Origin of the sequence: Jeongeupia naejangsanensis (assembly GCF_016865585.1) — a bacterium.
In the GTDB taxonomy this organism is placed as follows: Bacteria; Pseudomonadota; Gammaproteobacteria; order Burkholderiales; family Chitinibacteraceae; genus Jeongeupia; species Jeongeupia naejangsanensis.
Genome location: NZ_JAESND010000007.1, coordinates 37,468 through 60,515 on the forward strand (window position 1 = coordinate 37,468; position 23,048 = coordinate 60,515).

General features: G+C 65.4%; 21 protein-coding genes and 1 tRNA gene. 7 read left to right on the top strand and 15 right to left on the bottom strand.

Features of this window, described 5'->3' with window-relative positions:
- Window positions 1–282: 282 nt before the first annotated feature.
- Window positions 283–372, bottom strand: a tRNA-Ser gene (locus JMJ54_RS13545).
- A 111-nt stretch (window positions 373–483) separates the two neighbouring features.
- On the opposite strand from JMJ54_RS13545, the gene mltF reads away from it, so the two are divergent.
- Both mltF and gltX read left to right on the top strand, forming a co-directional pair.
- On the top strand, window positions 484–1,953 hold the full coding sequence (mltF, locus tag JMJ54_RS13550; protein WP_275411114.1) for a membrane-bound lytic murein transglycosylase MltF: 1,470 nt from the start codon (window positions 484–486) through the stop codon (window positions 1,951–1,953).
- A gap of 117 nt (window positions 1,954–2,070) precedes the next feature.
- Window positions 2,071–3,477, top strand: a complete 1,407-nt coding sequence (gltX, locus tag JMJ54_RS13555; RefSeq protein WP_203539093.1) for a glutamate--tRNA ligase — start codon at window positions 2,071–2,073, stop codon at window positions 3,475–3,477.
- A 6-nt stretch (window positions 3,478–3,483) separates the two neighbouring features.
- Here gltX and JMJ54_RS13560 read toward each other — a convergent pair whose 3' ends face one another.
- The gene (locus JMJ54_RS13560; protein ID WP_203539094.1) at window positions 3,484–3,978 is read right to left on the bottom strand and encodes a superoxide dismutase family protein; all 495 of its coding nucleotides are present in this window, start codon (window positions 3,976–3,978) and stop codon (window positions 3,484–3,486) included.
- Window positions 3,979–4,059: 81 nt separating this feature from the next.
- Here JMJ54_RS13560 and nagZ point away from each other — a divergent pair, with 81 nt between their 5' ends.
- Both nagZ and JMJ54_RS13570 read left to right on the top strand, forming a co-directional pair.
- Window positions 4,060–5,583: a beta-N-acetylhexosaminidase gene (gene nagZ, locus JMJ54_RS13565; protein WP_203539095.1), complete on the top strand. Its 1,524-nt coding sequence runs from the start codon at window positions 4,060–4,062 to the stop codon at window positions 5,581–5,583.
- A 347-nt stretch (window positions 5,584–5,930) separates the two neighbouring features.
- A complete protein-coding gene (locus JMJ54_RS13570) occupies window positions 5,931–6,407 on the top strand; it encodes a hypothetical protein (protein ID WP_203539096.1) in 477 nt (158 codons plus the stop codon).
- 48 nt (window positions 6,408–6,455) lie between these two features.
- Here the strand turns inward: JMJ54_RS13570 and JMJ54_RS13575 are convergent, their stop codons facing one another.
- The 13 genes from JMJ54_RS13575 to JMJ54_RS13635 all read right to left on the bottom strand — a co-directional run bounded on the left by JMJ54_RS13575 (window position 6,456) and on the right by JMJ54_RS13635 (window position 21,782).
- Window positions 6,456–7,847 carry an MATE family efflux transporter gene (locus JMJ54_RS13575; RefSeq protein ID WP_203539097.1) on the bottom strand — a complete coding sequence of 464 codons (1,392 nt, stop codon included), beginning with the start codon at window positions 7,845–7,847 and terminating at the stop codon, window positions 6,456–6,458.
- 174 nt (window positions 7,848–8,021) lie between these two features.
- Entirely contained in the window at window positions 8,022–8,888 is an 867-nt protein-coding gene (locus tag JMJ54_RS13580) for a helix-turn-helix domain-containing protein (RefSeq protein WP_203539098.1), read from the bottom strand.
- A 155-nt stretch (window positions 8,889–9,043) separates the two neighbouring features.
- Window positions 9,044–10,825 carry a glycoside hydrolase family 19 protein gene (locus JMJ54_RS13585; protein ID WP_203539099.1) on the bottom strand — a complete coding sequence of 594 codons (1,782 nt, stop codon included), beginning with the start codon at window positions 10,823–10,825 and terminating at the stop codon, window positions 9,044–9,046.
- 457 nt (window positions 10,826–11,282) lie between these two features.
- Window positions 11,283–12,581 (bottom strand): 3-phosphoshikimate 1-carboxyvinyltransferase, encoded by a 1,299-nt coding sequence (gene aroA, locus JMJ54_RS13590; RefSeq protein ID WP_203539100.1) that lies wholly within the window; start codon window positions 12,579–12,581, stop codon window positions 11,283–11,285.
- Between the two features lie 224 nt (window positions 12,582–12,805).
- The gene (locus JMJ54_RS13595) at window positions 12,806–15,586 is read right to left on the bottom strand and encodes an ImpA family metalloprotease (protein WP_203539101.1); all 2,781 of its coding nucleotides are present in this window, start codon (window positions 15,584–15,586) and stop codon (window positions 12,806–12,808) included.
- 383 nt (window positions 15,587–15,969) lie between these two features.
- A complete protein-coding gene (locus JMJ54_RS13600) occupies window positions 15,970–16,650 on the bottom strand; it encodes an anti-sigma factor (RefSeq protein ID WP_203539102.1) in 681 nt (226 codons plus the stop codon).
- A complete protein-coding gene (locus JMJ54_RS13605) occupies window positions 16,647–17,192 on the bottom strand; it encodes an RNA polymerase sigma factor (RefSeq protein WP_203539103.1) in 546 nt (181 codons plus the stop codon). Before JMJ54_RS13605 ends, JMJ54_RS13600 begins: the two co-directional genes overlap by 4 nt.
- Before the next feature lie 83 nt (window positions 17,193–17,275).
- Entirely contained in the window at window positions 17,276–18,298 is a 1,023-nt protein-coding gene (gene waaF / locus JMJ54_RS13610) for a lipopolysaccharide heptosyltransferase II (RefSeq protein ID WP_203539104.1), read from the bottom strand.
- A 2-nt stretch (window positions 18,299–18,300) separates the two neighbouring features.
- The gene (locus JMJ54_RS13615; protein WP_203539105.1) at window positions 18,301–18,660 is read right to left on the bottom strand and encodes a cupin domain-containing protein; all 360 of its coding nucleotides are present in this window, start codon (window positions 18,658–18,660) and stop codon (window positions 18,301–18,303) included.
- A 204-nt stretch (window positions 18,661–18,864) separates the two neighbouring features.
- Complete coding sequence (locus JMJ54_RS13620; RefSeq protein WP_203539106.1) at window positions 18,865–19,065, bottom strand: zinc-finger domain-containing protein; 201 nt, start codon at window positions 19,063–19,065, stop codon at window positions 18,865–18,867.
- Between the two features lie 15 nt (window positions 19,066–19,080).
- On the bottom strand, window positions 19,081–20,001 hold the full coding sequence (locus JMJ54_RS13625) for a branched-chain amino acid transaminase (protein WP_203539107.1): 921 nt from the start codon (window positions 19,999–20,001) through the stop codon (window positions 19,081–19,083).
- Window positions 20,002–20,080: 79 nt separating this feature from the next.
- Window positions 20,081–20,866, bottom strand: coding sequence for a sulfite exporter TauE/SafE family protein (locus tag JMJ54_RS13630; RefSeq protein ID WP_203539108.1), 786 nt, complete (start codon window positions 20,864–20,866; stop codon window positions 20,081–20,083).
- 43 nt (window positions 20,867–20,909) lie between these two features.
- Window positions 20,910–21,782, bottom strand: coding sequence for an MBL fold metallo-hydrolase (locus JMJ54_RS13635; protein ID WP_203539109.1), 873 nt, complete (start codon window positions 21,780–21,782; stop codon window positions 20,910–20,912).
- Between the two features lie 90 nt (window positions 21,783–21,872).
- On the opposite strand from JMJ54_RS13635, the gene JMJ54_RS13640 reads away from it, so the two are divergent.
- From JMJ54_RS13640 to JMJ54_RS13650, 3 genes are read left to right on the top strand one after another with little or no spacing between them, the layout of a single operon-like run.
- A complete protein-coding gene (locus JMJ54_RS13640) occupies window positions 21,873–22,199 on the top strand; it encodes an ArsR/SmtB family transcription factor (RefSeq protein WP_203539110.1) in 327 nt (108 codons plus the stop codon).
- Complete coding sequence (locus JMJ54_RS13645; RefSeq protein ID WP_203539111.1) at window positions 22,196–22,630, top strand: YeeE/YedE family protein; 435 nt, start codon at window positions 22,196–22,198, stop codon at window positions 22,628–22,630. The genes JMJ54_RS13640 and JMJ54_RS13645 overlap by 4 nt, the downstream gene beginning before the upstream one ends.
- Window position 22,631: 1 nt before the next feature.
- The gene (locus tag JMJ54_RS13650; protein ID WP_203539112.1) at window positions 22,632–23,045 is read left to right on the top strand and encodes a DUF6691 family protein; all 414 of its coding nucleotides are present in this window, start codon (window positions 22,632–22,634) and stop codon (window positions 23,043–23,045) included.
- Window positions 23,046–23,048 lie beyond the last annotated feature (3 nt).

A 23,048-nucleotide genomic window follows, 5' to 3' on the forward strand; every position in this document is an offset into this window, starting at 1 on the left:
CACGATCTATGCTTCGGAAGCTTCGTTTTCGTTAGTGCACATCGTCAGACCGGCAGGGTGCGGAACAGCCCCGATCGCCGTTTTCCGTTGCAACGGGCTTGCGGATGGCGATCCGGGGTGCACCGCTCGTCTGTTGATCAACGGCGGGTGGCGATGACGGAATCGGGGTTCTGGAGTGCAGGACGCCTGTCGAAGCATCCGGGGCAGCCGCGCCGGCGTGGTGTACCGGGAAGGCTGGAAATGAAAAACCCCTGACAGAGTCAGGGGTTTTGTATGGGGTCTTGGCGGAGAGGGTGGGATTCGAACCCACGGTAGGCTTGCACCTACGCCTGATTTCGAGTCAGGTACATTCGACCACTCTGCCACCTCTCCGGCAAGAGAGACGCAATATACACGGCTTTTTGAAAAATGCAAAGTCTTTACGTTTGTGTTGCTGAAAAACTGTAGGCAGAATGCACGCCAACAGCATTATTCTGGAGCGGCATGAAGAACTGGTTGATAGCTTTGGCAACGGTAGCCCTCGTGGGGTGTGGCGATATGCCCGCCAACACAGCACCACAAGCGGCCTCTTGGATTGAATCGCGCGAATTGGTTGTCCTCGTGCAGAACGGTCCGACGACGTTCTACGTCGATGCAGAGGGGCATTACGCTGGGCTTGAATATGATCTCGTAACGCGTTTCGCGTCCGAAAACGGACTCAAGGTGCGCTTCGTGGTCGAACCAAACTACGCAAAGCTCTTCGAGCGGCTGCAGCGCAATGAGGCGCATCTGGCCGTTGGTGTTCATGAGAGCAATGGCGAGCAGGGCATCGGTTTCGGCCCTGCCTACCAGTCGGTCCGTCCGGTACTGGTCTATCGCAACAAGCAGACCGAACAGGCTGCTCTGAACGCGATCAATGGCGGCGCGGCGATTTCGACGATGCCGCAGTACGTGAACGTACTGAACCAGCTCAAGGTGAAATCGCCTTCGCTGACCTGGAATGTCGTTGAAGCCGGGGACAGCGAGGAACTGGTCGAAGCCGTCGCCCAGGGCAAGATCGATTACGCGGTCATCGGCTCGCAGGTCGCCGAGCTGGCACAGAAGTACTACCCGCAAGTGGCGATTTCCGAGAAAAGCGGCGCGCCACAGCAACTGGCGTGGGCCATGCAGGACGGTGACACCGAGCTGCAGGCCAAGCTGAAGCAGTTTTTCGGTGAAATCAACGCCGACAAATCGCTCGCCAAGCTGCTCGACCGCTATTACGGCCATGTCGACCGCATTGCTCCGCCGGATTCGGTCGCCTTCCTGAACAAGCGCAACAGCGTGTTGCCGCGTTACGAGCAATGGTTCAAGAAAGCCGCCGCCGAAACCAATCTCGACTGGCGTCTGCTGGCTGCACTGTCGTACCAGGAGTCGCATTGGGACCCGAACGCGGTGTCGCCGTTCGGCGTACGCGGACTGATGATGCTGACCACCGATACCGCGCAGCGGATGGGCGTCGATCGCCTCAACCCGGTGCAAAGCATCCAGGGTGGCGCACGTTATCTGGCGATGTTGCGCGACGGTCTGCCCGACGACATCCCCGAGCCGGATCGCACCTGGCTGGCGATGGCGGCGTACAACGTCGGTCTAGGCCACCTGCTCGATGCGCGCGAACTGGCGCGCCGGCAGAACAAGAACCCGGACAGCTGGGCCGACATCAAGACGACATTGCCGCTGCTGCGCGATCCGAAGTACTACAACACCGTGCGCTTCGGCTATGCCCGTGGTGGCGAGCCGGTGGCCTACGTCGAGACGCTGCGCAGTTTCTACGACATTCTGGTGCGTTTCGAAGAGCCGGCCCAACTGGCCGAGCCGCGACTGGCGGCCAATGTCGAAGTGCAGAATCCGGCCAACCGGGTGCTGCAGATCAACAATCGCGTGGTCAGCGCCAAGCCGGCCAAGGCGAAGCCGGTGATGACCGCCGCGCTGTGATGCGCGTTTCCGTTCCAGTGTGAATCCGCCGGCCGCATGGCCGGTTTTTTCTGTCCGCTGCAAGGGCAGGCGGCTGCGGGTAAAATGACGCCTTTGCGATTCATACCAGCTGCCGCCATGACTGCTCCGACTTCCGCCATCCGCACCCGTTTTGCCCCCAGCCCCACCGGCCTGCTGCATATCGGTGGCGTGCGTACCGCGCTGTTCTCCTGGGCCTACGCCCGCAAGCACAAGGGCGTTTTCGTGCTGCGCATCGAGGACACCGACCTCGAACGTTCGACGCCGGAATCGGTTGCCGCCATCATGGACGGCATGCACTGGGTCGGCCTCGGTTACGACGAAGGCCCGTTCTACCAGATGCAGCGGATGGACCGGTACAAGGCCGTCATCGCACAGATGCTCGAATCCGGCCACGCCTACCACTGCTACTGTTCGCGCGAGGAACTCGACGCGATGCGCGCCGAGGCCGAGGCGCGTGGCGAAAAGCCGCGCTACGACCGCCGCTGGCGCCCGGAAGAAGGCAAAACCCTGCCGGAAGCCCCGGCCGGCGTTTCGCCGGTAGTGCGTTTCCGCACCCCGATCGATGGCGTCGTCGCCTGGGATGACGCGGTCAAGGGCCGGATCGAGATCGGCAATACCGAACTCGACGACCTGATCATCGCCCGCCCGGACGGTACGCCGACGTACAACTTCTGCGTGGTGGTCGACGACTGGGACATGCAGATCAGTCACGTGATCCGCGGTGACGACCACGTCAACAACACGCCACGGCAGATCCACATGTATCAGGCGCTGGGCGCCACGGTGCCGGTGTTCGCCCATCTGCCGATGATCTTCAACGATCAGGGCCAGAAGATGAGCAAGCGCCGCGATGCGGTCAGCGTCGTCGATTACGACAAGATGGGCTTCCTGCCGGAAGCGCTGCTTAACTATCTGGCGCGGCTGGGTTGGGCACACGGTGACGACGAGTTCTTCACCATGGACCAGTTCGTCGAGTGGTTCGACCTAGCCAACGTCAGCCCGAGCCCGAGCCGCTTCGACCGCGACAAGCTCCTGTGGCTGAACGCGCAGCACATCAAGGCCGCCGAGCCGCAGCGGCTGGCCGAGCGCGTCGCCGCCTTCCTCGCCGACAAGGGGGTCGAGACTGCTAACGGCCCGGCGCTGGCCGAGGTATGCGTGCTCTTGAAGGACCGCAGCCAGACGCTGGTCGAGATGGCCGATCAGGCCGAATACTTCTACCGTCCGCTGGTGCCGACTGCCGAGGTTGCCGAGAAGCACCTGACGCCGGAAGACGAAGCGCGTCTCGGGCTGTTCGCCGAAGGCGTCGCCAGGCTCGAAACCTGGGATCAGGCCAGCCTGTCGCAATTCATCAAGGATTTCGTCAAGCAGCAGGGCGTGAAGATGCCGCAGGTCGGCATGCCGCTGCGTGCCAAGGTGTTCGGCACGACGAGTACGCCGTCGGTGGATGCCGTACTGGCACTGATCGGCCGCGAGGAAGTCTTGCGCCGCCTGACGTCCAACTAAAACGCGCTAGCTGATGATGCCGCAGGCAATCCGGGCGCCGGAGTTGCCTGCCGGCTGACTCTTCAGGTCATCGGCGCCGGCATGCACGATCAGCGAGCGGCCCAGCAACTGGTCGAGCCGTACGCCCTTGATGGTGAGCGACGTCGACACGCGGCCGTCGGCGCCGGCAACGACGTTGCCGAGATCGCCAAGGTGATGGTCCTGCGCATCCGGACTGCCGTGCAGGTGCTTGTCGGGATTGAAGTGTCCGCCGGCGCTGGATGCGTCGGGGGCCGAGCAATCGCCTTTTTCATGCACGTGAAAGCCGTGCTGCCCCGGTGTCAGCCCGCTCAGCGTCACGTCGAGCAGGAGCGTATCGCCGCTCTGTCGGAAACTGACCTTGCCGGTCGTGGTCTGTCCGCTGGTGGGCAGCAGGGTGGCCTGTGCGGTCTGGGTCGACGAGGGCATCAGCGAGCAGGCGCTCAGCGTCGCAACGGCGGTCAGCATTAGGGCGTGGCGCATGGCAGGCTCCGGTGGCGCGATCGAACGCCGATCATTTCGATGTAGCCTTACGACGCGGTCGCGGCAAGCAGGAGAAGACGAATGACCTTACAAGAGCAGATCGGCCAGTTGCTGATGGCCGGTTTCGACGGGCTGGCGCCATCGCCGGGCATCGAGCGTCTGATCCGCGAACTGCGCATTGGCGGCGTGATCCTGTTCCGCCGCAACGTCGACAATCCGGCGCAGGTTGCCGCGCTGTGCCGCCGTTTGCAGGAAATCAATGCCGAAGTCAGCGATGCACCGCTGCTGATCGGCATCGATCAGGAGGGCGGCATGGTCATGCGCATCGAGGACGGCATGACGCCGTTGCCGTCGGCGCTGGCGTATCAGGCCGCAGGCTCGGTGGACGATTGTCGCGAGCTGGCCCGGATCGGCAATGCCGAGCTGGCCGCGCTCGGCATCAACATCAATTTTGCACCGGTGCTGGACGTGAACAACAACCGCGCCAATCCGGTCATTGGCGTGCGCGCGTTCGGCGAGGACGTCGAGACGGTCTGCCGTTACGGGCTGGCGGCACTTGAAGGCATTCATGCGGTCGGGCTGGCGGCCACGGCCAAGCATTTTCCCGGGCATGGCGATACCGATACCGATTCGCACCTCGGGGTGCCGCGCGTTGGTCACGCGCGTGCGCGGCTTGATGAAGTCGAACTGGCGCCGTTCCGTGCGGCGATTGCCGCCGGTATTGATGCGGTGATGAGCTCGCACGTGGCGTTTCCGGCGGTCGAGCCCGATCCGGATCTGCCGTCGACGCGCTCGCGTGCCGTGATGACCGGCCTGCTGCGCGACGAACTGGGTTTCAAGGGGGTGGTGTTTACCGACTGCCTGGAAATGGACGCAATCGCCAAGGGGCCGGGGGGGACCGTCGGCGGTGCGGTCGACGCGTTCAGGGCCGGGGCCGACGTCGTGCTGATCTCCCACCGCGAGGATCGGCAGCGGGGTTTTCTCGCCGCGCTGACGGCGGCGGTCGAGGCCGGGGAGGTTGATCCGGTACAGGTCGAGGCATCGGTGGCACGCATTCTGACACTGAAGCGGCGCCTGCCCGATTGGCGTGCGCTGCCGGCCGATCCGGCGCCGAAGCTGCGAACCGGAGCGGCACTGGCGCTGGCCGAACGGGTACAGGCGCAAGCCGTGCGCCGGCAGGGCCGCGGTATCGATCCGGCCAGACCGGTTCTGTTGCTGACGTTCGTGGTACGTACACGGACCGAGATCGACGAAGTGGCCATGGGCAAGGCCGTGCTGGTGCGTGACACGCTGGCGACGCCGCTGCTGGCGGCCGGCGTGCGGGTCGAGGAAATCGCGCTGCCGCTGTCCCCCGATGCCGGCGAGATTGCAGCGGTACTGGCACGCGCCGCCGTGGCCGAACAGATCGTCTGCGTCAGCTACAACGCGGTGCTGCAGCCGGCGCAGCGGGCAGCAATCGGTGCCTTGCCGGCAGAGCGTTTGTGGCTGGTGGCGGGGCGCTTGCCCTACGATACCGATCTGGTCCCGAATGCGGCGGGCCGGCTGGCGGCGTTCGGCAACCGGCCGGCGATGCTCGCCGCGATTGCCGGGGCCTTGCTGCGCTAATCAACAGGGCGCCGATGCGTCCTGCTCAGGCCCGTTCAGGCCGACGCGGGATCGTGAACGGCGTGCCTTGCCTTCATCGTGCCGTCAAGGTGGTCTTATCGCTGCTGAAAACATCGCGCTCTGCCGATGCGTGGCCGGACGCATGGACAAGCCGGTCAACGAGAAAATGGCGCCATATGGCCGCTGTTTTCCGACAATGATCTTTCTGCGACTGCAGCTGCGCTTGTCGACATTGAACGTACCCCATTCAAGTGGTCTGATCATCGATGAGCGGCTGGTCTGGCTGGCTCGGGCGCCGGAATCGTTCGGGTATACTGGGCCCCCCTGTTTCAGCCGAACGTCCTCCGATGCGTGCTCTGCTTGCCCTGATGCTGAGTTTTACCCTGTGCGGTGCCTTTGCCGAGGACGCACCATTGCCGTTCGATGACCCGTCCGCCTTGCCGCCGCCCGCCGCCCGCGCGGCGCCGCAGGCCAGGAAGGCCTCCGTCCAGGCCGAAAGCACTGCGCGCAGCAAGCCGGCTTCGTCCCGTCATCACAGCAAGGCGACGACCAAGCGCAGCCAGACGAAGCATCACGCAACCAAGGCGTCGGGCAAGTCGCATGGCAGCAAGGCCGGCCGCCAGAGCGCGAAGTCGCACAAGGCCACCCAGGCACACAGCCGCAGTGCGAAGAAAGGCAGTTCGGCAAAGACCTCGGCGGGCAAGCGGGCCAGCTACAAAAACACCAGCAAGAAGGCCCAGCACTCGTCCGCGAGTGCACGAACAGCCAAGCCGCACACCAAGACCGCATCCAAGCACAGCCAATCGGCACACAAGAAACACTGAACCACCACCTTCGCAAGGTCGGTTCGATGACCGCGCCTGCCTGACTCGTCAGCCGGGCGTGCCCAGCTGGACGCGGCCGAGGCTCGGGATCACCGATCTGATCCAGAGGCTGCGGTGGATGCGCCGGGTCGTCAGCACGGCCTTGACGACGTCTTCGAGCATGACCAGCACGAAGACCGCCGGCAGCGGGAGCGCGAAGTAGAAGGCGCCCAGCAAGGCCAGCGGAATCCCGACGCACCATTGGCCGATCACGTCGATCTTCAGGCCGGCGCCGACATCACCACCGCTGCGCAGCACGCCGCTGATGCCGACGGCGTTGATGGTCTTGATCCAGAACGTGATGACCATGACGACGTACACCTGCATGGCAACGGTGTGTGCCGCGCCTTCGAGGCGGAAGACCTGCAGCAGCAGCGGCATGGCCAGCAATAGCGCCATGCCCAGCAAAACGGATGTGCCGATGCTGATGCGCAGGTAAAGCCAGCCAAGGCGCCGGGCCTGCGCAAAGCGGCCCTGTCCCAGCCTGTGTCCCAGCAGGATCGACGTTGCCGTCGCCAGCCCCTGTTCGACCGCAATGCTGACGGCCTCCAGCGGCGTCAGCGATGCCATGATGGCCAGCTCACGGGTGCCGATCCGGCCGTAGATCGCGCCGTAGGTAAAGATGCCCAGCGACCAGACCAGACCGTTGACCGTCGCAGGCACCGCGATGCCCAGATAGTGGCGGGCAAAGCCGGGCGGCAGTGCCGCAAGATCACGCCAGCGGGGCAGTAGGCCGGGCTTGCGCAGCGCGATCCAGGCCAGTACCAGCGCGGCTTCGAGCGCGGTACTGATCAACGTGGCCCACGCCGCGCCCATGATGCCCAGCGCCGGCAGGGGACCGGCCCCGTTGATGAGGAGGACGCACAGCACGACATTGGCGACGACGCCGATCAGGCTGAGCTTCGTCGCCGTGCCGGCGTGGCCGCAGACCCGCAGGCCGATGCCCAGCACCGTGCTGACCGCCATGAAGGCGAAGGCGCCAGCGAAGATGCGCAGGTAGCCGGTGGCGTTGGCGATCACTGCCGGATCGGTACTCGCCAGCCGGATGATGGCCTCGGCAAAAAAGCCGAAGCCGATCGCAACCGGCACGAGGATGAAGACCACCGATAGCAGCAGCCCTAGCCCGATCGAACGGCGCAGGCCGTGCAGGTCACCTTGGCCGGCATACTGCGCGCCCAGTACGCTGCAGCCACTGGCGAGCCCCGCCAACGCGACCATCCCGACCATGACGGCCTTGCTGGCCAGACCGACCGTCGCCACGGCGACCTCGCCCAGATTGGCGGTGAGCACGATGTCGGTGATGTTGCGTGCCGACATGAACAGCAGTTGCAGCATGACCGGAATCGCCAGTGCATAGAATTCGTGCAGCGCCAGCCGAAGGCGCGGGCTGATCGTCAGCATGCCGCGTCCTCTGGCTGTTGCACCGGCGCGTGCAGGATTCGGCTTGGGCATGGGGTGGCCTTCGGTGTGATCGGTCACCGGAGGCTGCCATGCCGATTCCTTGCTATCAACGGATCGGCCATTAAGTGGAATACACAGTATCGGAACAGGGTATCCGGGAGCCGGGGATGGGGGCTAGCCTGCGTCGGGGCGGTGAAAGCTCGTGCGGAATTCGCCGGGTGACATGCCCTTGCTGGCCCGGAACTGCCGGTTGAAATGCGAGAGGTTGCGGTAACCGGTGTCGTGGGCAATGGTGGCGATCGGCTTGGTCGAGTCGATCAGCTCGGCGCAGGCGCGGCCGATGCGCAGCCGCGCGACGTATTCCGAAATACTGGCCCGGGTGTGCTGGCGAAAAGCCCGGCACAGGCTGTTGACGGTGAGGTTGGCCAGCGTGGCCAGCTGCCGGAGATCGATCGGCTCGCGGTAGTGGGTGGTCAGGTAGTGCGTGACCCGGGTGATGCGGCTTTCACCGTGGCGATCGGGCGCACCCGAAAATGCCGCCGAGGACAGCTGTACCGGCTGATCCGATTTCAGCACGTCCAGCACCTGCAGCATCAGGATCAGCCGCGTCATCGGTGTCGCGTCGTCCATGTGCGCGATCAGCGGGCGTATCCGTTCGAGCGCGGCATCGCTGAACTTCAGCCCGCGTCCGGCATCGGCCAGCCAGCGCAGCAGCGGCTGGAATTCCGGGCAGGTAGCGCACAGGCGCTCGATCCATTCGTGCGTGAACCAGATGACCCGCACCGCAATCAGCCGGTCTGCCGCGACGGCCTGCACCGCCCAGGTGTGCGGCAGGTTGGGGCCGGTCAGCACCAGATCGCCGCCATCGCAGGCACCGATGTGGTCGCCGATGTAGCGGCTGCCGCTGGCATTCAGCACCAGCGACAATTCGTACTCGGGGTGGTAGTGCCAGTTGAACGGCAAGGCCGTCTGCGCGTTGCGCTGGAAGAAGGTCCACGACTCGCCGTTGTCTGCGGTGATGACTTCGAAATTCGCTTTCATGCGGGCCCGTGACGTTTGGACCGGCGGTGCACTCGCCGGGATATTCGGGCGATTCTATACGGACCGGGCAGAACGCTGCGCATGTCGCGCCACAGCAAGGATGGACGAAAAAAACGGGGGCCGAAGCCCCCGTTGCCGCTGTACTCAAGCGTGATTTACTTCAGTGTCACGCCCCAGTTCTTCTCGACGCACTTCACGTAGTTGCCTTCGATCAGCGCGTTGTACGGGGTCTGGTAGCTGACCAGCATGCACTGGTTGTCGCCGCCGACGTTCCAGTTCTTTTCCCAGTAGATGTTGTACGCCGCCGAGCTGCCCGGGCCGAAGCGCTGCATCGTCGCGCAGCTCAGCTGTTCCTTGCTGTAGTCCCAGCCCAGTTCGCGCGAGAACTCCTTGTAGTAGTCGATCCGGTTCTGCGCTGCCTGCTTCTCGGTGCCGAGACCGCATTCGGCGTTGATGATCTGGATCGTCGTCGCGAAGTTGTTGCCGGTACCGGCAGCCTGGTCGGTCTGGTTCGGTACCCAGGTGCCGTCGATCACGTGCAGCATCGATGGCTTCGGCGGTTGCGGGTAGACGAAGAAGAACGTTGCGCTGGCGAGGTTGAGCCAGGTCGACGCGACGAGGTCCGGTTCGTTCAGCAGCTTGAACTGGTCGCCGTTGTACATCGCCTGCGAGAACGGGCCGTAGTTGTAGTTGTACGAAAGCTGCTTGGCGCCGCGGCCGAAGTACTTCTTCCAGCTGCCGTCGGCGTTCTTGCCGCAGGTCCACACGGTGTTGAAGACCGGATCGGCGCATTCGGTGTTGTAACCGCAGCTCGGGCCGGTTTCATCGCAACCCATCTCGCGCAGGTACTTCAGCGCCTGACGCCATTCGGGCACGGTGTCGTTCTTGTTGTGGTCACCGGTTTCCTGCGCGAAGTGCGCGAACATCGTCGCCAGACTGTGGCGGCAGATCGCATCGGCGTCACGGCCGTCCTTGTAGTCGTCGCAGATCGCCGGGAACTTGGCGTTGGCCTGCAGGAAGCGCTGATAGGTGTAGCTCGGCTCGCGGCGCGGGAACAGGTATTCCCATTTGGCTTCGGGCAGGATCCGCTCGATGCGCTTCACGTTGACCGGATTGTCGGCCTTGCCCGGTGCGACGGCGTCGACCACGGCGTTCGGCGCGGTACGGATCGAGGCCTTGATGGTGCGGAAGAAGTCGTTGTTGGTCAGCTCGACCTCCTTGGCCTCGGCCTGGGCCTTGGTCGGGACGCCGCCGGGTGCCGGCGTCGGCGTGGGCGTGCTGCCACCGGTCGAACCGCCGCTGCAGGCACCGGCATCAACCCAGACGCCGCCCTTGCTCGGATCGTCGCCCTTGGTCCACCACTTGGCGCTGTAGTTGTGGTTCAGATAGCTGGCGCTGGCGCCGCCGCTGTACGCGGTGCCGGCATCCCATGCGGCGACGCAGGCCGTGCCGGCCGGTGTCGGCGCGGGCGTCGGAGCGGGTGTCGGAGCGGGCGTCGGAGCGGGCGTCGGAGCGGGCGTCGGTTTCGGTGTCGGCGCAGGCGTTGGAGCCGGTGTCGGTTTCGGTGTCGGCGCAGGCGTTGGAGCCGGTGTCGGAGCCGGTGTCGGAGCCGGTGTCGGAGCAGGTGTCGGAGCAGGTGTCGGAGCAGGTGTCGGAGCAGGCGTCGGAGCAGGCGTCGGAGCAGCTGTCGGCGCCGGTGTCGGAGCAGGTGTCGGCGTCGCGCCGCCGGCGTTGCCGATCAGTTCCCACGGGCCCCATTGTTCGGCGCCGGGCGTGTTGCCCTGCGTCCACCACTTGGCTTTCCAGGTTTTACCTGCGTAATCGACCGACTGGCCGGCGGTATAGGTGGCCTTGGCATCCCAGGCCGGGGCGGCATGGGCCAGTTGTGCAGCAAACACTGCGGCCACGGCGAGCGCGGCGATTTTCGGGTAGTGCATCTCGACTCCATCGTTATATGTGCGGCGTCGGGACCGGATCGGGCCGTGCCACAGTGGTCATACGAAAAGCATGGCGATGGTATCACCGTGATCGCACTACATTTTTCGGTGCCCGGCGTGTAAGCCGGCTGCTGAATCAATGAATCCGCTGCATACAGCGTTGCCTGCTTCCAGCCCGGCCCGTGACGGAGAGGCCGGATTGGCCTTGCAAAACAAGCTGGTATCAAGGTCGGGGGGAGGGGAATACCTGTGATGCCAAGGTGTCCCGGCGGGACTGGCACCGATGAGGACGCGGATCCGGGGACCCGGTGGTAGCCGACATGCGTCAGCTTCGACATGGCAAACGGTAGTCGGCCGGCGCCGACAACATGGTTGGTTTACGGGCTGCTGAATATTTTTCTGACTTCAAAAGAAAGAAAGCCGGCAGTGCCGGCTTTTTCCTTTGTGCTGCGTGGACTTAGCCGGCGATGCGGGCCAGTTCGGCAAAGTAGGTCGGGAAGGTCTTGGCCGTGCAGTTCGGGTCGAGAATCCGGATCGGCACGCCGCCGAGCGCCACCAGCGAGAAACACATGGCCATGCGGTGATCGTCATAGGTGGCGATTTCGGCATTTGGTGTCAGTGCGGTGGGCGGCGTCACGACGATGTAATCCTGGCCTTCCTCGACGGTGGCGCCGACCTTGCGCAGCTCGGTCGCCATTGCGGCAAGGCGGTCGGTTTCCTTGACGCGCCAGCTCTCGATATTGCGGATCGTCGTGGTGCCGTCGGCGAACAGCGCGGCGACGGCAATCGTCATGGCCGCGTCGGGAATGTGGTTGAGGTCGACATCGACGGCCTTCAGTCTGCCCGAGGCCGGCGGTGCGACTTCGATCCAGTTCGGTCCCCAGCTGACCCGGGCGCCCATCTGCTCCAGCGTTTCGGCGAAGCGCTTGTCGCCCTGGATGCTCTCGGCACCGACGCCTTCGACCCGCAGCGCCCCGCCCTGCGCGGCGATCGCGCCGGCCGCGAGGAAGTAAGACGCGCTCGACGCATCGCCCTCGACGAAGACCTCGCCCGGGCTCACATAGCGCTGGCCGCCGCGGATGAAGAACTCCTGCCAGTTGCGGTTTTCCACGGTCACGCCGAACTTGGCCATCAGGTTCAGCGTGATTTCGATATAGGGCTTGGAGATCAGCTCGCCGACCAGCTCGATGGTGACGTCTTCGCCGCTCAGCGGCAGCGACATCAGCAGGGCGGTGAGGAACTGGCTCGAGACATTGCCCTTGACCGGAATACGCCGGCCGGCGCCGATCTGGCCCGGGTGGATCGCCAGCGGCGGAAAGCCTTCGTTGCCGAGGTAGTCGATTTTCGCACCGGCCACGCGAAGCGCATCGACCAGATCACCGATCGGACGCTCGTGCATCCGGGCGACGCCCTTGAGCGTGTATTCACCGCCGGCCATGGCCAGCGCGGCCGTCAGCGAACGGACTGCGGTACCGGCGTTGCCAAGGAAAAACTCGCCCTGTTTGACCGGAAAGACCCCGTTGCCGCCCTGGACGGTGAAATCACGCGTGTCGCCTTGCTGGCGGCAGGCAATCCCGAGCGCATCGAGTGCTTCGAGCATGCGCTGGGTGTCGTCGGAACCGAGCAGGCCGCGGATCAGCGTTTCGCCTTCGGCGAGGGCCGCCAGCAGCAGAATGCGGTTGGAAATGCTCTTGGAACCGGGGATTTGCACGGTGCCACGGACGTGGGCGATCGGGTCGAGGTCGAGGAATTCCATGTTCAGGCAGGCAGGATTGGGGGAAACCCCGATCATAGCGCGGCGACGGCCGTTTCGGCGACCGTTGCCGGGGCTAGGCAAGGAACTGAAAACGTCCCGAGGCGAGGGCAAGGATGGGGGCTTGCCGAAATGGTGGCGGACTTCTGCCGAAGGGACTTTGCAGACAAAAAACGGGGAAACGCCAGTTGGCGCTTCCCCGGTACCGGCATGGCGAAGGTCGCGGCTCAGAACGGCCAGACCGGGCTGCTTGCGGTCATGTTCACTTTGCGCGCCGTGCCGTAGTTGTTGCTGCTGGTATTGGCGTAGAAGAAGGCCGGCTCCTGTGCAAAACCGTAGCTCGCGACCTGGCTGGCGGCGGCGGTGGAGTACTTGATGCCCCACAGGTCGAAGGTCGGGCGCTGGTCACGCTGGGTGATCCACGACAGGGCGATCAGCATGTTGTCGTTGCCGTCGACATTCGGGCGGGTGGCGTACTGGCTGTAGCCGAGCCTGTCCTTGTTGGCCGCCCAGTCCGCATTGCCCAGCAGGCGCGCGTGCAGGTAGAGCAGGGTGTAGATGTCCCAGGCCTGCGCGGCGTTGTTCGTGCGCTCCTGCCAGTAGTGTGCCCACTGCACGTAGAACGCCATGCGGGTGCCGTTTTGCGCCGCGTAGCTGGTGTCACCCCAGATGGCCTGGTAGGCGGCGTCGACCGGGCCGGACTGGGCCCTGGCGGTCGCGATCAGGTTGAAGGCGTCGCGGTACTGCACGCGGGTGGGATTCAGGTCGACGGCCATTTCGCGGTACATGCGCCACATCTTGTGCAGCGGGAAAATGTTGTTCGAGACCTCGCCGCTGCTGGCGCTGCCGTAGATGCTCAGCGTACCCAGCTGCAGGTTGTGGCCCAGCTCGTGGCTTTCGCCCCAGCCTCGCGGCAGCAGCCCCCAGGTCTGGTCGTACGGGTTGCCCGAGCAGCCGGCACCGCACTGGGCGTAGACGTCGACGTTGATGTGCTGCGTGCCCGGCTGCCGGTGCATCGTCGTGTCGGTGCAATCCCAGCCCTTGCTGCTGCAGAACGATGCGACCGCCGTCGGCAGCGTCTTGCCGCTGCGCGCAAAACCGGCAAAGCCGTAGGCGTCGTCGAAGAACAGGTTGACCATTTCGTCCAGATACCGGTTCATGTCCCCCCCGTAATCGCTGCCGTTGATCACGTCGCGCAGTTTGTCGGTACGTGCATGCGCCTCCATGCCGGGCATCTTGATCTCGGCCCAGTCGGACCGGGAGCTGGTCAGCGCCGAAACAAAGGCAGTGCGGTCGCTGCCGGCGGTGATGTCGAGGAAAGGCTGCCTGGCAACGCCGCGCAGCTTCAGCCTGACCACCTGACCTGGCGTTGCACCGCTGTATTGCAGCTGCAGCAGACCGCCGTAGGGCGTGACCACCGGCACGGTGGTGCCGGTCGCCAGCGGCATGGCCGGGCTGGCGAGCATGCGTGGACGGGTATAAGCGCTGCCGATCTTGGTCGACGATCCCCGCTGGGTGTTGATGCGCAGCGCCGTGGTGGCGGCGCCGGCGTCGAGCACGGTGACCTGCAGCGGCTGACCCGGCATGGCCATGCGGCCGATGGCGGTGAAGCCGCCGGTATCGCCGAGGGTGACGCTGACGGTTTCATCGCTGGTGCTGACCGGCAGATTTGCACCGTTGGCGCTCATGAAGGTGCCCAGATCGTCCTGCCGGCCACCGGCAGTGCGCACATAGCTCACCCAGGCATCGGCGATCATGGCCTGCTGGAAGGCGACCGGGTTCTTCTGTTTGTCGAGCGGATAGACGATCTGCTTGCGGGTCACGTCGGCCCAGAGCGTCAGCAAGCGCAACAGGGTCGTGTCCGGCGTGGCAAACAACGCTCGGGCGCTGCTGTTGTAGGTATTGATCTGGGCGCGGATCAAGCCGGTGGGCGTGATCACGTCGTCGTTGAAGCCCGGGGCATCGCCGCAGCTGCTGTCGCTGCATTTGCGCCAGTCATAGTCGCTGCGCAGCGTGTTGGTCGCCAGACGGGAGAGCATCGGCAGAATGCCGCCGAACTGGTCGCTGGCCCTGGCGTTGGCCGCGTCGCTGCGGCCCGCCGCAACCTTGTCGCCGGACCAGTAATTGCCGCCGTAGCCGCCCAGATCCAGCGACATGGCGTTCAGCATCTGCCGGCCGGACTGGCTGTCGCCCCAGCCATTGGTGTGCAGGTAAAGCACCGGTTTGCCGGACTTGAGCAGCGCGCGGGTCCGCGCGGTCAGGGTCGTGTCGGCCGCCACGCCCGAGCCGACGATCACCAGCGACACGCGTGCGGCGCAGGCGCTGTCGGCCAGCGCATCACAGCCTGCGTCCCTGGCCGTGACCCCGGCCTTGTTGAGACTGCCGATGGCGTTGCCGGCGGAAAGGCCGGCAAGGCTGACGTCGATCGACGCCGGCAGTGCCGTTTCGGCGTTGCCGGTCACCAGCCAGGACAGCACCCGGCCGAAGGCCGGCGCATGGGTGAGGGTGCCGGCACGGAACTGGTCCAGCACGTTGGTGCCGTAGCCGGCACCGCGGCTACCTTCGGCATTGCTGATGCTCGCCAGCATCTGGCCGCCATCACCGACGATCAGTGGCTGGGCCAGTTCGGGATTGACGGGCAGGATGAACTGGCTTGAGGTGCCGGGGGTGTATTCGCTGCTGACACCGCGCTGCAGCGACCGGGTCAGCAAAGCTTGGGCGTTCGACAGCGACAACGCCCGGTTGTAGGCCTGGACGATGATGGGCAGCGGATCATTCAGCGCTGCTGGATCACCACTGGCGACCGCCGCATCGATTGCGCTGACGACTGCCGGCGGGGGTGTGGGCACCGGCGTCGGGAGCGGGCCGCCCGTTCCGCCTTCACCGCCGGTCGCTGTATTGCCACCACCGCCGCCGGCGCTATCTCCGCCGTCTCCACCGCCACCGCCACCGCCGCAGGCGGTCAGCGCGGCGACCAGCAGCACCCCCCAGACTTTGCTCCATCCCATGAATCAACATCCCCGATATTTATAATTGAAAACTTGATTGACTAAAAATGCGCGCATCATAATATCAGCGAATACTGAAATAGCCGTTCGTACCGGACGGAGCGCCGTTCGGCTCATCGGGAGGCCCGGTCCGGTCATGGCGAAAAGCCGCAAAGTGATTGCTGGGGGCATCGCCGCTGGGCAGCTCGGCTGGCTTGGGAGGGGGGCGTTCCGACGATGGTCGCCGTATTGCTGCGCCGAGTGGCAGTTGCGACAACACCGCTGCCAATGCGGCGTTGCAGGCTGGGCGCTGGATGGACCTGCAGACGGGGGAAGGTTTTTGGATTGCACTTCAGCGAGAGGATTCGGACGAATTGCCCGTGCGCCCGAATCCCCGGGGCATGCTAAATGCTGAGCATTTTGCCCGAATACAGCACCGGCCCGGTCGGCTGGCCGGTCGGCGAGCCACCCGGCGGTTCGAGGCTGACCGCGAGCGCGGGAATCAGCCCGGCCTGCGTTTTCAGTTCGATCACCGTTTTGCCGTCCGGCGCGATCAGCCCGAGCGAGCGCGGTTTGCCGCCGTCGGGCAGGGCCCACAGTTCCAGTGCTTTTTGCGCCGAGACCTGACGCAGATCGTTCAGCGGCTTGATCTTCAGTCGGCCGTCGCGCGTGGCGCTGGCCAGCAGCGCAATCTGCGCTTGCGGATCCTGCAGTACGGCGAGGTACTGGGCTTCGGCCCCGCGCTGCACCAGCACCGGGTAGATCACCACGCCGGCGAGCAGCATTGCGGCGAAGCCACCGGCCAGCGTGCGCCAGAGCACCAGCCCGCGCCAGCTCCAGGTCGGGACGGGCTCGCGCGCCCGGAGCCGGTCGGCAATGCCGCGCCAGACACGGGGCGGCGGGGCGACTTCGGGCAGGGCGTTGGCGAGCGGCAGCAGCCGCGCCTCCCAACCGGTGACGGCGCGGCGCAGGTTGGCATCGGCGTGCATCAGCTTTTCGAAGCGGCGGCGGGCCGGCCCGCGCAGGCTGCCGAGGACGTACTGGCCGGCTAGCCGGTCTCGCAATTGCGGGTTGAAGGTTCTCATCCCAGGCATCCTTTCAGCTTCTCCAGACCGCGCCGGACCCAGCTCTTGATCGTGCCGATCGGCTGGCTCAGGTGCTGCGCGACTTCGCTGTGGCTGAGTCCTTCAAAGAAGGCCAGCGCAATGGCCTGGCGCTGATGGCCCTCCAGCCCCTTCAGGCAACCGGCCAGCTGCGCGCTCGATTCCTGTGTCAGCAGCAAGGCCATCGGCCCGGGCGCATCGTCGGCCCAGCTTGCGGCAAAGTCGTCGTCGGGGGCGGGTACCTCGAGGTTCGGCCGGTCGAGCCGGTCGAGACAGCGGTTGCGGACGATGCGCGTCATCCAGGTCATCGGCTGGCTTTTCAGCGGATCGTAGCGGCCGGCGTGCTGCCAGATGCTGACATAGCACTCCTGCAGCACCTCTTCGGCCCAGTCCCTTCTGCGCAATATACGGAGCGCAACGGCAAACAGTTTCGCCGAGGTGAGCCGGTACAGCGTTTCGAGCGCGCGCTGCCGGCCGAGACTGCACTCGCCGAGCAGGGCGTTCAACTGGTCTGGAGGTGGCATGCGCGCGTCCGTGTCGTGGGTCTGACCAATATAGTCAGTTTTGCACGCATGCCTCCCGAAGCCGGGATGCCGCTGGCGGTGCCTTAGCCGACGGGTTTGATCGGGATCAGCCGTTCGACCGCGGCATCAACGCGATCGGCATCAAGCTGGTTCAGGCAGTTCATGTGTTCGAGCGGACAGGTGCGCTTGAAGCACGGCGAGCACGAGAGCTGCAGAGAGACGATTTCGGCGTGTTCGGTCAGCGGTGGGGTAAAGCCCGGACTGGACGAGCCGTAGACCGCCGCCAGTGGCACGTTCAGCGCCGCGGCAACGTGCATCAGCCCCGAGTCGTTGCAGACCGCGACGGCGGCCAAGCTCATCAGGTCGATCGCTTCGGCGAGGCTGGTCTGGCTGGCGAGGTTGATCACGCCGGGCGCCAGCGCGGCGATCTCGCCGGCGATCCCGGCGTCCTTGTTCGAGCCGAACAGCCAGACCTGTTCGCCACGTGCCATGCGTTTCCTGGCGAACTCGGCGAAGTGGCGTGCGGGCCAGCGCTTGGCCGGGCCGTACTCGGCACCCGGGCAACAGGCGACGATGGGTTTGGCGGTATCGAGGCCCAGTTTGGCCAAGGTCGCCGCACGCGCGGCCGGGTCGATCTTCAGCTGCGGATAGTGGTGACCGGCCGGCAGCGGCGCGCCATCGGCCACCGCGAGCGCGACAAAGCGCTCGACCATTTTCGGATAGCGGTCCTTGTCGAGCCGGCGCCAGTCGTTCAGGAGTCCGTAACGCGACTCGCCCAGCCAGCCGGTGCGGACCGGAATGCCGGCAAAGGCCGGCACCAGCGCGCTCTTGAGCGAGTTCGGTAGCAGGATGGCCTGATCGTAGCCGCGGGCCTTGAGCGTGCGGCCGATGGCCCAGCGCTTTTTCAGCGCCAGCTCGCCATGGCCGAACGGGTTGTCGATCGCTTCGCGGATTTCCGGCATCCGCGCGTGCACCGGCCGCGTCCACGCCGGCGCGAGCACGTCGATGGCGGCGCCCGGATGCTGGCGTTGCAGTTCGGCGTACAGCGGTTGGGCCATGATGGCGTCGCCGACCCAGGCGGGGGCGACGATCAGGATTTGCTTCATCGTTAACAGCTCTCGGTGTGGGGCGCGGGGATGCGGTCATTGTGCGAGGGCGGTTGCGAGACCACAAGAAAGCGCGCGTCGATGTCGCCGCGATTGCAGACCTGATGGGCCTGCGTCGGGGCGATGTCCAGCCCCTGCCCGGCGGTGACGCGGTGTGTGACGCCGTCGACCTCGATCGCCAGTTCGCCGGCCAGTACGTAGAAGAACTGCCTTGCCCGGGCGTGGGCATGGCGCACTTCACTGCCGCCGGGCGGCACGCGCTCCTCGATCACCGACAGTCCGGTTTGCTTGACCAGATGCCAGCCGTCGCATGCATCGCCCCAGCGGTAGTGTTCTGCGTTGCTTGTATCGATCACGCGCATGATGCGTCCCCAAAAAGATAAAGCGGCGCATTGCGCCGCTTCAGACCTTGCTTCGTCCTCTGAAACCCGGTCGAGTGGGCCGGCGAGCCAAAGCAGATCGTTTGCACCCGAAGCGCCGAAACCGGAATGGACATCAAAGTCCATGAGGATTCTGGGCACCGGACGAAAGCGAGCTGCGCAGGCGCAGCGGCTCGATCGAGCGGGTTAGTGGCCCTTGATCACTTCGCCGGCCTTGAGGCGATAGTGCGTGCCACAGTACGGGCACAGGCCTTCGCCGGTCTTGCTCAGGTCGATGAACACGCGCGGATGCGAGTTCCACGACACCATGTTCGGCATCGGGCAGTGCAATGGCAGATCGTGTGCGGTGACTTCGATCTGGGTCTGGGTGTTTTCGTGTTGTTGCATCTTGGTGTTCCTGAATCAGGCCAGCGTCAGCCATTCGGCGCGTTTGGCGTCGCGGCCCTGGACGATGTCGAAGTAGCGCTTCTGGATTTCGGCGGTGATCGGGCCGCGCGTGCCGGCACCGATGGCGCGGTTGTCGAGTTCGCGGATCGGTGTCACTTCGGCGGCAGTGCCGGTGAAGAACGCTTCGTCGGCGATGTAGATTTCGTCGCGGGTGATGCGCTTTTCGATGACCTGCAGGCCCATCTCGGTCGCGATCTCGAACACCGTGTTGCGGGTGATGCCGTCGAGGCACGAGGTCAGGTCCGGCGTGTACAGCTTGCCCTTGCGCACGACGAAGATGTTTTCGCCGGAACCCTCGGCCACGTAGCCGTCGACGTCGAGCAGCAGCGCCTCGTCGTAGCCGTCGCGGGTCGCTTCGGTGTTGGCGAGGATCGAGTTCATGTAGTTGCCGTTGGCCTTGGCCTTGCACATCGTGATGTTGACGTGATGGCGGGTGAAGCTCGAGGTCTTGACGCGGATGCCGCGCTCGATGCCTTCGGCGCCCAGATATGCGCCCCACGGCCAGGCGGCGACGATGATGTGCACGTCGTTCGCCGGCGGTGCAACGCCGAGCTTGCCCGAGCCGTAGAAGGCCATCGGGCGCAGATAACACGACGCCAGCTTGTTCTCGCGGACGACGGCGAGCTGCGCTTCGTTCAGTTCTTCCTTGCCGAACGGCAGGTTCATGCCGAGGATCTTGGCCGAATTGAACAGCCGGTCGGTGTGATCCTGCAGGCGGAAGATGGCCGCGCCCTTGTCGGTTTCGTACGCGCGTACGCCCTCGAATACGCCCATGCCGTAGTGCAGCGTATGGGTCAGTACGTGCGTGGTCGCTTCGCGCCACGGGACCAGTTTGCCGTCATACCAGATGACGCCGTCGCGGTCGGCCATCGACATAGGTGTTCTCCTGCGAATTCGGGGGACGTAAAGGTGAAAATTGTAGCTGAAAAGCACGGCTGTCAGCGAGCCGGCTGTATCAGCGAGGCCACCATGTCGCGGCCAGCATGCCCAGCGCCACGGCAAGCAGCACCAGCGCGAAGCCGCGCTGGACCCGCTGCGGGCTGACGCGGGCAATCAGGCGCCGGCCGGTGATCATGCCGGCGACGGTTGCGATGAGAAAGGGCAGGGCAACGGCCAGCGGCAGCGCGCGGCCCTGCCACAGCGCTGCGGCAATGCCGCCGCAGCCGACCAGTGCAATGACGAAGAGCGAGGTCGCAACAATCGCGTGCATGCCCAGATTGCTCAGCCGGCGCAGCGCCGGAACGATGATGAAGCCGCCGCCGACGCCGAGCAGGCCGGTGGCGAAACCCGCCAGTGCGCCGACGACGGTGATCGCTGCTGCAGTCGCGGGCGTCCAGACCAGTCGGCCGCTGTCGGGGTCGACCCGGCAGGGCGGGTACGCGCGATCGTCATCGTGCCTTGGCAGGAGCAGCCGGCCGGCAACGGTCAGCATCACCAGCGCAAACGCCGTTTGCAGCGCGGTGTGGGGCAGATGACGTGCGGCGGCCTGACCGGCTGCGGTCAGCGGGATGCCGGCCAGGGCCATCACCAGCGCCGCGCGGTAGCGCACCAGCCCGCGGCGGAAGCCTTCGAGTGCGCCGGTCGCCGCGCCGCCGGCAACGGCGAGCAGCGCCACGGGTGCAGCCTGCTGGACGCTCCAGCCCAGTCCTGCCATCAGCGCCGGTACCGCGAGTATGCCGCCGCCGGCGCCGCTGAGACCGAGCACAAGGCCGATCAGCAGGCCGAGCACGACGACGGTCATGCGCGGCCTCCGCGCCGGTGGGCGGTGGTCATCGGTGCCTGCCTCATTGCGGGTCGAGCGGAATTTTCAGGTACCGCGTGCCGTTTTGCTCCGGCTCCGGCAGGGCGCCGGCGCGGATGTTGACCTGGATGGCCGGCAGCATCAGTGCCGGAACGTCGAGCATGGCGTCGCGTTGCCGGCGCAGTGCGACGAAGGCATCGCGGTCGATGCCGCCGCCGATATGGACGTTGGTCGCGCGCTGTTCGGAGACGGTACTGGTCCAGCGCGGTGTTCTGCCTGCCGGTGCGTAGTCGTGACACATGAACAGCCGGGTTTGCGGCGGCAGCGCGAACAGGCGCTGGATCGAGTCGAACAGCGTGCCGGCGTCGCCGCCGGGGAAGTCGCAGCGGGCGGTGCCGACGTCGGGCATGAACAGTGTGTCGCCGACAAAGACCGCATCGCCGATCCGGTAGGCGACGTCGGCCGGTGTATGGCCCGGTACGAACAGCACCTCGGCTTCGAGTTCGCCGATGCGGAAGGTGCCGCCATCGGCAAACAGCCGGTCGAACTGGCGGCCGTCGGCCGGAAAGGCGTTACCGAGATTGAAGCGCGCGGCAAAAAACTGCTGCACGGTGCCGATCTGCTCGCCGATACCGATGCGGCCGCCCAGTCGCTCGCGCAGCCATGCCGCTGCAGACAGATGATCGGCGTGGGTGTGGGTTTCGAGTATCCACGCCAGCGTGAGCTTGTTGGCAACGAGGCAGTCGATCAGACGCTGTGCCGAATGGCTGCCGGTGCGGCCGGCGTTGGCGGCGTAATCGAGAACCGGATCGATGATCGCGGCCTGGCCGCCGATCCGGTCGTAGACGACGTAGCTGACCGTGCCGGTCACCGGATCGTGAAAACCTTCGATGTTCGGGCCGGGCGCGTCGTTCATGGTTGCCTCGCAGTGGTGTCCAATAATATATAAAACAATATAATATTATTTGGTATGATGTGTCCATCAGGTGAACCGGATACGACGACCATGAGTGCCGCCCCCCCCGAACTCGAACGGATGCGCAGTGCCGCCAGCGAGGCAGTGGATCTGCTGAAAACACTCGCCAATCAGGACCGCCTGCTGCTGCTGTGCCGGATGTCGCAGGGCGAGCGCAATGTCGGCGAGCTTGAGGCCGATCTGGACATCCATCAGCCGACGCTGTCGCAGCAGCTGGGGGTGTTGCGGCGCGCCGGTCTGGTCACGACGCGCAAGGATGGCAAGCAGGTCTATTACAGTTTGGCCAATGCTGCGGCGATCGCGGTGATTGGCACGCTCTACCAGCAGTTCTGCGGCAACGAGGAGGCCCGATCATGACCATAGACTGGAGTGCATTTACCCCGTGGAGCGCGCTGATCGGTGGCGCGCTGATCGGTCTGGCGGCCAGCCTGCTGGCGTTGGGCAACGGCCGGGTTGCCGGCATCAGCGGCATCGTTGGCGGGCTCCTGGCGCCGCAGCGTGGCGAAACGGCATGGCGGCTCGCCTTCGTCGGCGGCTTGCTCGCTGCGCCATGGGCGTACCGGCTGGTCGCGGCGATGCCGCGGCTGCGGTTCGACAGCAGCTGGGGCGTGCTGATCGTTGCCGGCCTGCTGGTCGGTTTCGGCTCCCGGCTCGGTTCGGGCTGCACCAGCGGCCATGGCGTTTGCGGCCTGTCGCGGCTGTCACCGCGCTCGTTCGTCGCAACCTTGACCTTCATGGCGGCCGGCTTCGCGACCGTGTTCGTCGTTCGTCACCTGATCGGAGCGTGACATGCTGAATCTGAGTGCATTGCTCGCCGGCTTGCTGTTCGGCCTGGGGCTGATCGTGTCGGGGATGGCCAATCCGGCCAAGGTGACCGGCTTTCTGGATCTGGCCGGGCGCTGGGATCCGTCACTGGGCGTGGTGATGGCCGGTGCCATCGGTGTCGGGCTGGTCGGCTTCGGTCTGGCGAAACGCCGGACCGTATCGCTGCTTGGGGCGCCGATGCAGCTGCCGGCGTCGACGGCGATCGACGCCAGACTGATCGCTGGTGCACTGATGTTCGGTATCGGCTGGGGACTGGCGGGCATCTGCCCGGGGCCGGCGCTCGTGGCGTTCAGCGCTGGTGCGCCGCAGGCGCTGGTCTTCGTACTCGCGATGCTGATCGGAATGGCCTTGCACCGGATCACGGCCGGTCGGCGCTGAGTG